Origin of the sequence: [Clostridium] ultunense DSM 10521 (genome assembly GCF_000511955.1) — a bacterium.
Classification (GTDB): Bacteria; Bacillota; Clostridia; order Tissierellales; family Tepidimicrobiaceae; genus Schnuerera; species Schnuerera ultunensis.
Genome location: NZ_AZSU01000006.1, coordinates 152,134 through 167,601, shown reverse-complemented (window position 1 = coordinate 167,601; position 15,468 = coordinate 152,134). Strand labels below are relative to the sequence as shown.

16 protein-coding genes are annotated in these 15,468 nt (G+C 31.7%); all 16 read right to left on the bottom strand.

Features of this window, described 5'->3' with window-relative positions; genetic code table 11:
• Nucleotides 1–88 precede the first annotated feature (88 nt).
• The 16 genes from CUL_RS0113925 to CUL_RS0113850 all read right to left on the bottom strand — a co-directional run bounded on the left by CUL_RS0113925 (nucleotide 89) and on the right by CUL_RS0113850 (nucleotide 15,413).
• On the bottom strand, nucleotides 89–1,435 hold the full coding sequence (locus tag CUL_RS0113925) for a sigma-54 interaction domain-containing protein (RefSeq protein ID WP_109840705.1): 1,347 nt from the start codon (nucleotides 1,433–1,435) through the stop codon (nucleotides 89–91).
• A 5-nt stretch (nucleotides 1,436–1,440) separates the two neighbouring features.
• Complete coding sequence (locus CUL_RS0113920) at nucleotides 1,441–1,899, bottom strand: MOSC domain-containing protein (protein ID WP_005585589.1); 459 nt, start codon at nucleotides 1,897–1,899, stop codon at nucleotides 1,441–1,443.
• Entirely contained in the window at nucleotides 1,900–2,340 is a 441-nt protein-coding gene (locus CUL_RS0113915; RefSeq protein WP_005585588.1) for an MOSC domain-containing protein, read from the bottom strand.
• Nucleotides 2,341–2,357: 17 nt separating this feature from the next.
• Nucleotides 2,358–2,831, bottom strand: coding sequence for a cyclic pyranopterin monophosphate synthase MoaC (gene moaC, locus CUL_RS0113910; RefSeq protein ID WP_005585587.1), 474 nt, complete (start codon nucleotides 2,829–2,831; stop codon nucleotides 2,358–2,360).
• A 1-nt stretch (nucleotide 2,832) separates the two neighbouring features.
• Nucleotides 2,833–3,789: a GTP 3',8-cyclase MoaA gene (gene moaA, locus CUL_RS0113905; protein ID WP_005585586.1), complete on the bottom strand. Its 957-nt coding sequence runs from the start codon at nucleotides 3,787–3,789 to the stop codon at nucleotides 2,833–2,835.
• Nucleotides 3,790–3,891: 102 nt separating this feature from the next.
• The gene (locus CUL_RS0113900; RefSeq protein ID WP_005585585.1) at nucleotides 3,892–4,185 is read right to left on the bottom strand and encodes a hypothetical protein; all 294 of its coding nucleotides are present in this window, start codon (nucleotides 4,183–4,185) and stop codon (nucleotides 3,892–3,894) included.
• A gap of 238 nt (nucleotides 4,186–4,423) precedes the next feature.
• The gene (lpdA, locus tag CUL_RS0113895; RefSeq protein WP_005585584.1) at nucleotides 4,424–5,803 is read right to left on the bottom strand and encodes a dihydrolipoyl dehydrogenase; all 1,380 of its coding nucleotides are present in this window, start codon (nucleotides 5,801–5,803) and stop codon (nucleotides 4,424–4,426) included.
• Between the two features lie 20 nt (nucleotides 5,804–5,823).
• Nucleotides 5,824–7,119 (bottom strand): dihydrolipoamide acetyltransferase family protein, encoded by a 1,296-nt coding sequence (locus tag CUL_RS0113890; protein WP_005585583.1) that lies wholly within the window; start codon nucleotides 7,117–7,119, stop codon nucleotides 5,824–5,826.
• Between the two features lie 15 nt (nucleotides 7,120–7,134).
• Entirely contained in the window at nucleotides 7,135–8,115 is a 981-nt protein-coding gene (locus tag CUL_RS0113885; protein WP_005585581.1) for an alpha-ketoacid dehydrogenase subunit beta, read from the bottom strand.
• 1 nt (nucleotide 8,116) lies between these two features.
• Nucleotides 8,117–9,199, bottom strand: coding sequence for a pyruvate dehydrogenase (acetyl-transferring) E1 component subunit alpha (gene pdhA / locus CUL_RS0113880; protein WP_005585579.1), 1,083 nt, complete (start codon nucleotides 9,197–9,199; stop codon nucleotides 8,117–8,119).
• A 370-nt stretch (nucleotides 9,200–9,569) separates the two neighbouring features.
• Nucleotides 9,570–10,271: a hypothetical protein gene (locus CUL_RS0113875; RefSeq protein WP_005585578.1), complete on the bottom strand. Its 702-nt coding sequence runs from the start codon at nucleotides 10,269–10,271 to the stop codon at nucleotides 9,570–9,572.
• Between the two features lie 131 nt (nucleotides 10,272–10,402).
• Complete coding sequence (locus CUL_RS0113870; protein WP_005585577.1) at nucleotides 10,403–11,740, bottom strand: sensor histidine kinase; 1,338 nt, start codon at nucleotides 11,738–11,740, stop codon at nucleotides 10,403–10,405.
• Between the two features lie 2 nt (nucleotides 11,741–11,742).
• Nucleotides 11,743–12,453 (bottom strand): LytR/AlgR family response regulator transcription factor, encoded by a 711-nt coding sequence (locus CUL_RS0113865; RefSeq protein ID WP_005585576.1) that lies wholly within the window; start codon nucleotides 12,451–12,453, stop codon nucleotides 11,743–11,745.
• Between the two features lie 161 nt (nucleotides 12,454–12,614).
• The gene (locus CUL_RS19970; protein WP_269077336.1) at nucleotides 12,615–12,740 is read right to left on the bottom strand and encodes a hypothetical protein; all 126 of its coding nucleotides are present in this window, start codon (nucleotides 12,738–12,740) and stop codon (nucleotides 12,615–12,617) included.
• Nucleotides 12,700–13,326: an accessory gene regulator ArgB-like protein gene (locus tag CUL_RS0113855; RefSeq protein ID WP_005585575.1), complete on the bottom strand. Its 627-nt coding sequence runs from the start codon at nucleotides 13,324–13,326 to the stop codon at nucleotides 12,700–12,702. Before CUL_RS0113855 ends, CUL_RS19970 begins: the two co-directional genes overlap by 41 nt.
• Before the next feature lie 191 nt (nucleotides 13,327–13,517).
• Nucleotides 13,518–15,413 (bottom strand): molybdopterin biosynthesis protein, encoded by a 1,896-nt coding sequence (locus tag CUL_RS0113850; RefSeq protein ID WP_025642273.1) that lies wholly within the window; start codon nucleotides 15,411–15,413, stop codon nucleotides 13,518–13,520.
• Nucleotides 15,414–15,468: the final 55 nt, after the last annotated feature.

Below are 15,468 nucleotides of genomic sequence, written 5' to 3'. Positions count from 1 at the left end.
CATAAGTTATGCCAAAAAATTAAAAGCCTTGATATCAAGCTTATATCAAGGCTTTAATAATAAATGTTCCATAATAGAGCAAATATATTTATTTGTTTTGTTCCATAACAGACCACTGTTCAAAATCGGAGCAATCTATCCCATATTTATCCATCTTCCTATAAAGGGTATTCCTACCAATACCAAGGGCCTCTGCTGATTTTGTAATATTGCAAGAAAAAATTTTCAATACCTTTATTATATGTTTTTTTTCCATATAATCTAACATTAGATTTTCATATTTATATTCCTTTAGCCCCTTTAATTGTAGCCCATCTTCATCCTCTTCTCCATTTGCTATATAACCTAAGTTTATTGACAACTCAATAAAATTTTCTAATTCCCTAACATTACCTGGCCAGTCATAGTCCATTAGTTTATCTAATTTTTCCTCAGATATGAGAATCTTTTTCTTGTTTAGCCTATTAGAAATTCTCTCCATAAAATAATCTATTAATAAGGGAATATCTTCTTTTCTTCTCCTTAAAGGTGGAATCCTTATAGGTAATACATTTAATCTATAGAATAAATCCTTTCTAAAATTACCCTTTTCCACTTCTTCTTTTAAATCTTTATTACTAGCTGCTATTATCCTTACATCAACAACTTTTTGCTCTAGTCCACCTATTCTGGAAACTACACCTTCTTCAATTACTCTTAAAAGTCTAGTCTGCATATCATAAGGCATCTCTCCTATTTCATCTAAAAATATAGTTCCTCCATGGGCTATTTCAAACTTTCCAGGCCTACCTTCCTTCTTTGCACCAGTAAAAGCCCCTTCTTCATATCCAAATAATTCAGATTCAATTAAACTTTTAGGAATAGCACCGCTATTGATAGCGACGAAAGGTTTATCTCTTCTATTACTATAATTGTGTATGGATTGTGCAAATACTTCTTTCCCAGTACCTGATTCTCCTGTAATAAGTATAGTAGATTTTGAATCTGCTATCTCTTTAGCAAAATAGATTAATCTATTGAAACTTTTGTCTTGAGATATAATTTTATCGAAAGTATAAATTGCTTTATTGTCTATTATCTTGTTAGCTAATTTTCTTTCCCTTTTTATTTCGTTAAAAATATATATTATATCAACTTTTTCATTATCAATCCCATGAATAGGATATGCTGATACGTTAAACCTAATCTTATTCGTCCTTGCCTTAACATATACTTCTTCTTCTATTATACTTCTCCCTTTCTGCAACAGTTTTTCTACCCTATCTGGATATTTAAACAAGTTGGATATGGGGTTTCCCATTACTTCTGCTAATTTATAACCAAACATATTTAATAATTGATCGTTTGCATTTTTAACATATCCATCTATACCTGTAATAGCAATTCCTAAAGGTATATTTTTTAAAATATTATTCACATATTCTTTATAATCCATGTTTATCACCTAACTCCATCATCTGTGTTGTTATAATTCATTATACCCACTTTATCTCCTACTTTTACAATTCCATCTTTTAATACTCTAGTAAATAATACTTCCTTAAACAAGGGACATGGATTATTTGAAATAAATAGATTACACTCAGGAAAGCACCTTTTCCCCATATGAGTTATTTCTTGTATGGTTTCACCTATAATAACCTTTTGGCCTATAGAAAGTTCTTCTATATTTAATCCTTCAATTGTTATATTCTCATAAAACCTTTTTACACAAATCCCTTTGGATTTCCCTTCTTCTATATATTTTCTCACTTTATCAGTAGCAATAGAAACTTGTCTATCTCCACCTATTCCATTAATATCTCCAACTAAGCCTTTTTCTCTTTTAAAGAAACCTTCTTCAATCCTTTCAATGTTCCCATCTTTTTCCCTCTTTATAAATAGAGATTTTACCTTCATCTAAAGCACCTCTATACTATCTCCTGGTTTAACTACTCCGCCTTTTATTACTCTTGTAAATATGCCTTCTTTAGGCATTATACATTTTCCCACTTTTTTTGAAATAGCACAACCTACGTGACACTCTTTTCCTATTTGGGTTACCTCTTGAATAGTTTCACCTATTCTAAGTCTAGTCCCAATGGGAAGTTCATATAATATTATTCCTTCTGTAGTTATGTTTTCGGCAAAATCTCCATGGTTCAAACCCTCTATGCCCAACTCTTCTACCTTCTTAAAGCTTTCTATTCCAAGTAAACTAACTTGTCTATGCCATTTTCCTGCGTGGGCATCTCCTTCCAACCCATAATCTTCAATAAAAACTCCTTGTTCTACAGGTTTTTTAACTACACCCTTCTTTTCAGATATATTTATATCAATTACCTTACCAATTGTTTTCATATAGACACCTCTTCCTATTAATCCTCTTTCCTAATATATTCGCCAGATTTACCACCAGACTTTTTTAATAGTTTAATATCTTCAATAATCATATCCTTATCCACTGCTTTACACATATCATATATAGTAAGGGCAGCTATTGACGCAGCTGTTAAGGCTTCCATTTCTACTCCCGTCTTACCTATGGTTTTTACTTCTGATTCTATTTCTATGGCATCCTCTAGTATATTAAACCTGATATTGGATCCTGTTATAAAGATATTATGGCACATGGGAATAAGTTCACTAGTCCTCTTAGAACCCATAATACCTCCTATTTGAGCTACGGATAATACATCTCCTTTTTTTATCAACCCATCTTTAATTAACTGTATGGTCTCTCTTTTCATCTTTATCCTTCCATAAGCTTTAGCTACCCTTTTAGTATCTTCTTTATTTCCTACCTCCACCATATGAGCTCTACCTTCTTCATTGAAATGAGTAAAATCCATTTTAGCCTCCTATTTGGTACATTTTCTTAGACACATATTCTCCATCTTCCAAATGATGAGATTCTGGTTTTTGTCCTATAGCATCTATTATTATTTTCTCTATATCCTGTCCTTTTCTTAAAGCTTCCTTTAAATCTATTTCATCCTTGGAATGAAGGCATAATTTCAATTTACCTTGTGCTGTAAGTCTAACCCTATTGCAGTGTTCACAAAACTTACAGGACACTGGATTGATCAATCCAATCCTTCCCTTAGCATTAGGTAATTTATAATAAACTGCAGGAGAAGATATATCCTTTCTCTCTACTGGAATTAATTCTGGTAATTTTTTTAAAACAATTTGATTTGATATGAAGTATTTTGATTCATATTTTATGGCTTCTCCTATAGGCATTAATTCAATAAACCTTATGTCTATATATTCCTTTTCCGTTAACTTTACTAAATCTACTATTTCATCATCGTTAAATCCACCTACTAAAACTGCATTGATTTTAATAGGAGTTAACCCTACCTCTCTTGCAACTTCAATCCCTTCTAATACATCTTTTAGCTTTCCAATTCTGGTTATATTGTTATACTTATCTTCATCTAATGTATCCAAACTTATATTAACCCTTTTTAGACCTCTAATTTTTAATTCTTCAGCATATTTCTTTAATAAAATTCCATTGGTAGTCATAGCAAAATCCCTTAATCCTTCTAGTCTACCAATTTTTTCAACAATATCCAATATACCAGATCGTAATAAAGGTTCTCCGCCAGTAAGCCTTATCTTATTTACTCCTAATCTCACAAAAACTTTTGCTATTTCTTCTATTTCTTCAATGGACAATATATCTCTATGATGAACTTTAGTCACTCCTTCTTCTGGCATACAATATTTGCACCTTAAATTACATAAATCCGTTACGGATATACGTAAATAAGTTATATCTCTCCCAAATGAATCCTTCATAGCATCCACCTTCTTCCTTGGTTTACAAACTTTTAAAGAATATTATCATCATTATATCATAATAAAAAGCTGTTCCAAAATATAATTTTGGAGCAGCTTATATTATCCTTCTATTAGGTTAAAAGGGTCAAACCAAACATTTACTGGTAAATACTTAGAATATAGTTCGAAATTATATACCCTACCATCCAAAGCTTTAAATGAAACAAAATAACTCTCATGAATAGGTGAATAATCAATAGCTAAAAAAACCAAATTCTTATCAGGATAATTTTTTTTAACATAATTTATTGCAATAATCTTTCCTATTTGTTTAGGCACGATTCCACTTATCCACAAAGTAATTATTAGAACAATTATATAAATAATTATCAATTTTCTAGTATCCGATATCATTGGCCTCTCCCTCGTCTCCTTATTTGCCTTTCAAAATATATAACAGAATTAGGAGCTGATTTGTAACGATTTATTTAAAATTTTAAAAATATGAATATAAAATTTTTTTATTATTTATTACAATATCATATTTAATCTAAGTTTTGTTTAAAATGGTATGAATGGTAGGAAAAATGGTACGAATAGTAAAAAAAGAGAAGTTAGGTTTTTGTAACCTAACTTCTCTTACAGAATAACCTTAGATGTGTATAGGTTTATCTACGGCACCAAAGGCCGCTTCCATAACTATTTCAGACAGGGTAGGATGAGGGTGTATTGCTTTCGCTACATCATAAACCGTACCTTCAATTTGCATTGCAACTATAGCCTCTGAAATCATATCTGTTGCGTTGCTAGCCATAATATGGACTCCTAGAATTTCTCCATATTTATTATCAGATATTATCTTAGCAAAACCTAAAGTTTCTCCTTCTGCCAATGCTTTACCATTGGCAGCTAATGGGAATTTGCTTACTGTAATATCATATCCCTTTTCTTTAGCTTCTTCTTCTGTCAATCCAACGGAAGCAAGTTCAGGGAATGTATATATACAGGAAGGAACTATATTGTAGTTCATAGTACTATCCCTCCCCATAATATTCTCTGCAGCCACTATTCCCTCTGCAGAAGCAACATGAGCTAAAGCAAATTTACCATTTAAGTCACCAATAGCATAAACTCCTTTTATATTAGTCTCCATTCTTTCATTGGTTTTTACGAATCCTTTGGAATCCAACTCTAGGTTTAAATTTTCTATTCCCTTTAATTGAGGTTTTAATCCTAGAGATATAAGGTATTTGTCCCCTTTAAATAGCTTTTCTTCTCCTTTATGGTCTATTAAAACTCCATCTTCCGTTACAGACTTTAATTTTGTATCCGTTACTATATTTATCCCTTTTCTAATAAGATATTTTTGTAATGTAGTTACCATTTCCTTTTCTGTAGAAGACAATATACGATTTGATCTTTGTATTAATGTTACTTTTGAACCTAAAGAATTGAATAGAGTAGCAAATTCTACAGCTATAACTCCACCACCGACTATCACTAAATCTTTAGGGATTTCTTCTAACTGTAAAGCTCCTTTACTATTAATAATCTTTCCTGATTCTAAAACAGTTTCTAAACCATCAATAGGTGGTAAATTATCCTTAGCTCCCGTTGCTATAATAAGATTATCACCTATTATAACCTCTCCATTGACTTCAACCTTATTTTTATCTAAAACCTTTCCCATGCCCTCAAAAAGATCGACTTTGTTCTTCTTAAAGAGCATATATATGCCAGATACTAATTTTTTTACTACCTTATCCTTCCGTTTAGATAAAAGGTTCCAATCTACCTTTACATCTGAATTGTCAATGCCTACAATCCCAAATTCTTCTCCTCTTAATATATCTTCGTACAATTTAGCAGTTTTTAATAAAGTTTTAGTAGGTATGCAACCCCAGTTTAAACATACTCCACCAAGCTTTTCTTTTTCAACTACTGCAACCTTACCCCCAAGTTGGGCTGCCTTTATGGCAGCCACATAACCTCCAGGGCCTCCTCCTATAACTATAAGGTCATATTTATTCATATTATCACCTTCAATCCTTTCTATGATTTCAATAACAGTATTTCTGGATCCTTCAAGAGTTCTGATAGTAGATTTAAAAACCTTGCCCCACTAGCTCCATCAATTATTCTATGATCATAGGATAAGGATAAAGGTAACATTCTAGCAATAACAATTTCATCATCTTTTACAATAGGTTTTTTAACAATACGGCCTATGCCCAAAATAGCAGATTCAGGATAATTGATGATTGGAATCCCAAATTGACCACCTATAGAACCATAATTAGTTATAGTAAAAGTACTACCTTTTAGTTCACGAAGTTCAATTTTATTATCTTTAGCCCTACTACTTAAATCTTCTATTTCCTTGGCAATTTCCACTATACTCTTTTTGTCCCCATCCCTTAATACAGGAACCATTAAACCCCTGTCAGTATCAGTAGCTATACCAATATGGTAGAAATGTTTTAATATTAACTCATCATTTTCTTCATCTAAAGAAGAATTAAATTCTGGGAATTCCTTCAATGCTACTATGACAGCTTTAAGGATAAATGGCAGGAAAGTTAAATTAACCTCTTCCTCTCTTAATCTTTCTTTATATTTTTTTCTAAATTCATATAATTCAGCCACATCTATTTCATCCATTGCAGTGGTATGGGGTATTGTAAATCTGGAAACTGCCATCTGTTCTGCAATAGTTTTTCTTATTCTAGTAAGAGGAATTCTCTCTATCCTTTCATCCTCTATTAAAACCCTCTCCCTATGCCCTAATTCAATTATTTTCCTTTCCTCTTTAGATTTAACCATAGCTTCTTTGGCTTTTTTAATATCTTCCTTCATAACTCTACCATTTGGTCCTGTACCCTCTACTTCCCTAATGTCTACACCTAAATCCTTAGCCATTTTTCGTGCAACAGGTGTAGCAAGAACTTTTACTTTTCTCGATTCTTGAGAAAAATCCCCTTGCCCTTCTCTACTCGGTGGTATTTCTTCTGAAGAAGCTATTACTTCACCTACCACACCAGCAGTCTCTTCCTCTACAATTTCTTTCTTTTCAGGCAATTCTTCTTTTATCCCTACTTCGTCAATATCTCCTAAAATGTCTATGGTAATAAATACATCTCCTACGTTGATTATATCTCCTTCTTCTGCTTTTAACTCCGAAACCTTTCCCGTTCTTGGAGAAGGTATTTCTGTAGTTACTTTATCCGTCTCCACTTCAGCCACTGATTGGCCTTCTTCTACGTCTTCTCCTTCCTTTACCAACCATTTTATGAGGGTTCCTTCTGCAATGCCTTCACCTATATCTGGAAATCGAAATTCAAATTTCATATTATTGCCTCCTCCCTAAAATTTCACCACATCTTCTATAGTCTTTGCAATTCTTTCAGGAGATGGAATATAATGCTTTTCTCCCCTAGGTAATGGGAAAGTAGTATCAAAACCCGTTACTCTAGTTGGAGGTGCTTCTAAATATAGAAAGGCTTTTTCATTTATAATAGATACAATTTCAGCTCCCACTCCTAAAGTCTTTGGAGCTTCATGAACTATAATTGCCCTTCCTGTTTTTTTAACGGAATTTATAAAACTCTCTCTATCCATTGGAGAAATAGTCCGTAAATCTATAACCTCAGGATAAATTCCCTTATCCTTAACCATCTCACTAGCTTTTTGTACATCTCTTACCATAGCACCCCAGGTTATTATAGTAATATCTTCCCCTTCTTCTACCACCTTTGCCTTACTAATTGGTAGTCCATAAGCTTCTTCAGGTACCTCTTGTCTGAAAGCCCTATAGATTCGTTTTGGTTCTAAAAATATAACTGGATCTGGATCTCTAATAGCTGCTATGAGTAAACCCTTAGTATCATAAGGAGTAGAAGGTATTACTACCTTTAATCCTGGAATATGGGCATATAATGCTTCCGTACTTTCAGAGTGATGCTCTAAAGCTCTTATACCTCCGCCATAAGGTGCCCGTATTACCATTGGAAGTGTATACCGTCCTCGAGATCTGTTACGCATTCTTGCCACATGGGATATTATTTGGTTAAAGGCAGGATAGGAAAAACCCATAAATTGCATTTCAACAACTGGTTTTAACCCATTAATAGCCATACCCACAGCTGTACCTACAATAGCAGATTCAGCAAGGGGAGTATCAAAGGCTCTCTCTTTACCAAATTTCTTCTGTAGATCTACCGTAGCTCTAAATACTCCACCTTCAACACCTACGTCTTCGCCATAAACTATTACGGTTTCATCCTTTTCCATTTCATTCATAAGAGCCTGATTTACGGCTTCAACTATATTCAACTTATTAGCCATATTATTTACCCCCTTCTAAAAAAGATTTATAATCCTCTAATTGTTCCTCTAAATGTGGAGGCATAGTTTCATAATGGTATTGAAATATGTCTTCAATTAAAGTATCCGATTTATCCTCTATTTCTTCAAAAGTTGATGTTACTTCTTTTTCTATTTCCTTCTTAGCATTTTCCTCCCATTCATCCGTCAATATTCCTTTGTTTTGGAGATATTTTTTAAACCTCACTATAGGATCCTTTTCCTTCCACTTTTCTACTTCTTCATCTTTTCTATATTTAGTTGGGTCATCAGAAGTAGTGTGAGCCCCTAATCTATAGGTAAAGGCTTCAATTAATGTTGGTCCTCCACCTTTTCTTGCCCGTTCTATAGCTTCCTTTGTTGCAGAATATACTGCAAATATGTCATTCCCATCTACTAAAATTCCAGGCATGCCATAGGCAATTGCCTTTTGTGCAAGGGTTTTACTGGCTGTTTGTTCTTTTCTAGAAACGGAAATAGCATATTGATTGTTTTGAATTACAAATACTACTGGAGCCTTAAATACTGCAGCAAAGTTTAAAGCTTCATGGAAATCCCCTTGAGAGGTCCCTCCATCTCCAACATAGGCTACTACTACACTCTCTTCACCTTTTATATTATTAGCCATTCCAATGCCTGTAGCATGTTGTAATTGGGAAGCAATAGGAACTGAAACAGGTAATACCTTTACCCCTTCTGGCATATAGCTTCCCCACTCGTTACCGTACCAGTAGAGGAAAATGTTTTTTAGCGGCACACCTTTAACCAGCCATGCCCCTAGTTCTCTAAAGGATGGCACCAACCAATCATTCTTTTCCATAGCATATGCACTGCCTATTTGGGCAGCCTCCTGGCCTATATTTGGTGCATAGGTTAGCATACGACCTTGTCTTTGATAAGATAGATTTTTCTCGTCCATGATTCTAGAAAACAACATGGTTCTATAAAGGTATAATAATTCTTCATCAGAAAATGAAGGGAGATTTTCTTCTGTAATAACATTCCCATTAATATCTAAGATGCTATAATGTTTATCCTCTAATGGGCTATAATCTTCAAAACGCATATTTTTACCTCCTTTTATGGGTAGAATTTATATGAAAATTTTAGCAACTTAAGTTTTCGATTTTGATAATCATTTTCAATATATATATTGCCAAAATTCCTTTATTTAAACATAATGATATTTTATGAACAATGATTCCTTTTATACTAAAGAGGATAAGGTTAGGGCATAAAAAAATACTGGTATAATTTAATTTTAAAATTAAATTATACCAGTTATCTAACAGTTATCTGAAACTCATTTAACTTCCTTGTATATTTGAACCCACCATCTAAGGAATAACTCCATATGTCTATAATAACTAATTTTTAATAGATATAATAATTTATAAGTTATATTTTTTCATAGAATAACCTATAAAGCAAAAGAATCAATCATCATAAACAACTGTACAGAATCCAAAGGTTTCCATAGCATTTCCATATCCTACTTTTTTATCTCTAAAAATTGAAGATTGCATAACATGAAAACTGTAAACATCCCAGTAAGGGAATGCAACTACAGTTACTCTTTGACCTGGTTCTAATTCAACTTGTGTAGGATCCATCATTGTCCAACTTCTTTCTATGTTAAATCCTACTGCCGCAGAAATAGAAGCGATTTCAACATCAATACCAGCATCTACACTTAAACTATGACTGTTTGAAACAGTACCGGAAAGAGTTATTGTTTTTACTACAGGGTCTTTTGCATGATTAACAGCAGAATTTTCACATATTCTCTTTGACCCACAAGCTTGTCTTGGCCCAGTTATATTAGCGATATAAATATTTGCAAATGGAGTAATATCACTGTTATTTAAATTAGATTCCTTTATAATATAATTTGGTTTAGTTATCTTAATATTTCTTATTTTATCTATATCAATTTCTAAAAAGTCTGCAACTTGTTCTTTGTTTTTTACATCATATTCTATACTACCATCTTTTAATATTTTTTGACTAGAATAATCAATTTCAATATCTATCATTTCTATACTTTCATCATTATAATAACCATTATTAGCAAAAGCCACTGTAGTCATTACAAACAAAAATGCCATTATTAAAGCAAAGATAGTGTTTTTTTTCATAATGGAATCACCTCCTCAAATAAGATTCTCTATTCTCCATCATTATTAACATACCATATTTATACTAAATTTTGTTTAATATGGTACGAATGGTAGTAAAAACGGTACAAATAGCATAAAAAAGTTAGATTTTAAAATCTAACTTCCTCTATAGGTAACATTATATTTAATATAAACTTCCCTTCATCATATTCATAATTCAGTATTCCATTATATTTTTCTACTATGGATTCTATGCTTTTCATGCCAAAACCATGGTTTTCTTTATCCTTCTTGGTGGTTTTAAGTTTGCCATCTTCATCCATTGGATTAGCTGATGAAGGATTTGATATTTCTATAAATAGATAGTCTTTATATGGGTTTATCTTTAAATCTATATTCCTTCTATTTTTCTCCTCTATCTTCTCATTTGCTTCTATGCTATTGTCTAGGGCATTTCCTAAAATTGTACATAGATCAAGGGGTTTAACATTTAGATCTTCTGGAATACTTACTTTCATATCCATATCTATATTCTTCTTAACTCCTTCTGATTTCTTTTGATTCAATATAGCATCTATCGCGTCATTTCCAGTTTTAATCCATGTATAAGTTTCAACTACTTCATCCTTTAGACCTTTAATATATTCACTTGCTAATTGAAGCTTTTCTTGTTCTAATAATTTTTCAATACAGATTATATGATTCTTAAAATCATGGTGAAGTTTTTTAACCCCTTCATACATTATTTCCTTTTCTTCCATTTCCTTCTTAAGCATTCGATTCTTTATTTCCACTATCCTATAGCTGCTTTTTTCTTTATAAAAACTATTTAACTTTACAAATATATAATAGGTTACAGCAACTATCAACAATGAACCTAAACTAATAGCTATTGTTAAATGTTGAATCTCAATATTTAATTCATTCAGAATTAAACCTATATTGAATATTACTAATAAATTTATTCCAGATATTAAATAGACAAACAATATCCAGTACCAATAATATCTAGGAATGTCTGAATCCCTCTCTTTATAATTACTTTTTACCATTCTCAGAATTAGGAATAATAATAATTTAGAAATCTGAGATAATAATAATCTAGGCCAAGCCTGGGTTTCTATAATACCCTGTAGGTCTTTTCTAATAAAGGAGCTTAAAATATTGACTGCCAAAATATCACTAAGTATCAAGAAAAAATAAAACATGGTAACAAAAAATATTTTTTCTTTTATATTTCCTTTAAATAGTATGTAAGCTACTAAAAGTAAAATAAGATATAGTAAAATAGTTCGTACCATGGAATATATATTGATTTCTGTCAATGCTAATGTAAAAACCGATAACAACATAATAGATAGGTAGTAATATCCTTTTTTTACCCTTTTATCTTTTTTTAATATGAAATTTAAAAAATCATAAAAGAGAAGTATTTCTACTAAACAAAGAATATATTCATATATAAGCCATAGTGTTGATTGAGGCATTATTATCCTCTCCTTGCTACTTTAATAAAACTTCTTTTAACTTCTTCCATTCTATATCTACTAACGGGTAGTTTTTCATCATTATCCAAGATTATATCTAAGTTACCTAGACTTTTTACATAATTTTCATTTACCATACAGCTCCTATGTATTGAAACAAATCCTTTATGCCCAAATATGTCTTCAATATCTTTAAATCTTCTAATATTCGTCTTATATATCCCATCAAAAGTTTTTATATATACAGCTCTATCCATAAATTCAAAATAGAGTATATCACTAATATATAAGGATAGATCACCATTGGTGGTTTTAAATATATGCTTTTCATCTTTTAGTTTTTCTAATGAACTTTGTAATGCTTCTTCTAATTCTTTATCCATATGGCTTTTTCTAATAAATCTAAAGGTATCGTATTTAAAAGCTTTATATACTACATCTTCCATGGAAGTTAAGAATATTAATATAGTTTCTTCATCCTTTTTTCTAATAATTTCAGCTACTTCCAAACCATCCATTTTAGGCATATCTATATCTAGGAATATGATATCAAAAGGCTTGTTCTTCTTATCATAAGCCTTTAACAAATCTATTCCATTGTTTATCTTATAGATTTTAGCAACTATATTTTCTGCTTTTACAATTTCTTCTATCCTATTTTCAATGTAATCTAAAAAACATCTATCATCATCACAGATTCCAATATAAACCATTAGTATCATCCCTTTAAGATATATCTGTTTTTAGACTACCATAAATTGTATTTCATAGCAACACAAAAACCTCCTCGGCTAATACTGGAGGTTTTTGTATTTCTATTTATAATATAAATCCCAATACCCACAAACTACCCACACACATCTACCTTATTTCTTTACTTCTTCTCCGGCTTCTTTGGTTCAAAGGTTAAAAATATAGACTGCTTCCCTTCTGATAATACAACTGCCTTTTTTGACATCTTAGCGATATTCTCCAATACTTTTATCTTTACGTTCTTCACTTGGTTCCCTCCTTTCTAAAAATTTTTGCTTAAGTATTGAATATGCTATTGAAAGCTCTGTTATAGCTAGCATAAACCACAAATCCATTAGCTCAGCTTTTACTATATATCCTAAAACTACAATTATGCCCAAAAGTAATATTCTTCTTCTGGCTATTTTCTTGTTTTTAGCGACTTCCTCTTTTGTTTTTGGGTTATTCTTGTTTACAACTGGAGCAAATTTGAATACGATTATTGTAGAAAAAAACAATGAAAATAATCCAATAATTGGTTGACAATTTAATAAAGTTATATTCTTTATAATTATTAAAACGATAAAAACTAATATGGAATAGATATAGCATTCATAATAGTGTTTTGCATGATATCCTCCTGTATAGGATTTTAGAAATATATATACGGATAGATATGCTACTCCTGAAACCCATTCTCCTGTGAAAAATCCTAGGATTAATATGCTAATAGATGTAAATAAGGTAGAAATAAGCAATTCCAGGCCATATATATAAATATCCCTATCCTCTATATCTATTATCTTATTAATTATCAAGTAAAAACTTATATCCTCAGCTAACTTATGTAACATCTAAGCCCTCCATAAAACTTAACTTTATTTATCAAAAATATACCATATTTAACCTTAATTTTGTTTAATATGGTACGAATGGTAGGAAAAATGGTACGAATAGTAAAAAGAAAACCCCTATTCGTAAACTTCAGGGGTATATTCTGTAAAATAAAAATGACGAGCATCAAATGCCCGTCATCTTTACTTTATTATTCAACTACAATTATCTTTCCAATATTTTCAAATCCATATCCTCCTAAGACTTCTACTCTTTCCTTAAATTCATCAGATTTTAAAGTTTTAATAAATTCTTTCACCCTATCATCTTCAAGTAATTCAAAGGGTACTAGGAAGTCATAGTCTTCATAGGCTATATCGATAAAATCTAAATTCAAAGCTTTAGCTGCTGAATATGTGCCTAATCCCGTAGTGGCAGATCCTGTTTTAACTGCTGTGGCTACTGCCATATGGGTAGTCATCTCCCTGTCGTAGCCTTTTATATTTGATGGATCGATATTTTCTTTATTCAAATGATAATCTAAAAGTATTCTAGTACCTGCTCCCCTTTGTCTATTTATATAGACAATATCTTCCCTTATTAAATCTGAAAAATCCTTTATATCTTTAGGGTTTCCCCTTCCCACTATGAAACCTTGATGCCTTTTAACCCCTTTTATAATGGCCATCTTTTGTCCAGGAAAGTATCTTTTTACATAAGAAACATTGTATTTCCCTGTTTCCATATCCAATAGATGGATTGGGGCAATATGGCATTCCCCCCTTTTCGTGGATAGGATTCCACCCATGCTCCCTACATGGCCAGAGGTTAATTTCATCATATCCCCTATTATATCCATTATTATATCATGACTACCGATGGAGACTAAAGTTTCTTTAATTTGATTTAATGGCTTAAGCAATCTTACATTTACAATGCCTCCTGCATCTATTCCTTCTAAAGATTGAGGTATTATAGCTATACCATCAGCCTTTACTAAACTCATGGTAACCCCTGCACCACTAGATAAAGGGGTTGCAATTAATTTATCATTTACATATCCTAAATTAACCCTTACTAACTCTCTATTTTTTAAGGAAGATGTTATTTTCTTCGATATAATTGCATTTACAAAAGTATCCTTTTCCTCTTTTAATCCAATATATTTTAATATTAAAGGTGTAACAAAAGTTTCAAATACCAAATAAGCAGATACAGGGTATCCAGGGATACCGATTACTGGTTTTCCTTTTATTATCCCTAGAATCGTAGGTTTCCCTGGTTTTAATGCAACACCATGGATTACTACTTCTCCCAATTCCTCTATTATATTTACTGTATAATCCTTAGATCCAGCAGAAGAACCTGCACCAATTATTAGAATATCGTTTTCTTCTACCCCTTTCAAAACCGCCTTTTTGAGTTTTTCATAGTCATCTTCTATAGGACTATATCTATTAGGTATGCCACCATCTTCAATAACTAATGCTTCAAATACCCTAGAATTTGAATCTATTATCTTTCCAGTTTCAAGTTTCTTAATGTCTTCTATTATTTCCGTTCCAGTTGGAAGGATTCCTATTCTAGGCTTTTTATATACTTTTACTTTTTCTATACCTCCAGATATTAAAGCACCTATATCTATAGGTCTAACTTTATGTTTAGAAGGTACTACCATCTCCGTAGCCACTATGTCTTCTCCAATAGGCCTTACATGTTGCCAAGGATGAGCAGCTTTTAGTATTTGTACCTTTCCTTCTCCTAATTCGATAACATCCTCTATCATTATTACCCCATCATAAGGGTCTACTACTGGATTTCCTGTATTTATGTATAAAAATTCCTTCCCTTCTTCTAATATCTTAGGATTTACTTCTGTAGCACCTAAAGTATTAGAAGAGTCAACTAAAATTCCATCCATTGCTGCAGCATTATAATTTGGGGACGAAACCTTTGCATATATGGCTTCAAAGGTTACCCTACCTAAGGAATTTACTACATCTATTTCTTCCCATTGAGGTTCTATATTTAATTTATCATAGTATACTTTCTTAGCTTCCTCTACATCTATATTGTCTATATAGATATTTCTTTTGTTTTTGTCCATTATGATTTGCCCCTTTCTTTTAGTAGAGTTCATCATTGCCATTCTGAAGCGCAAC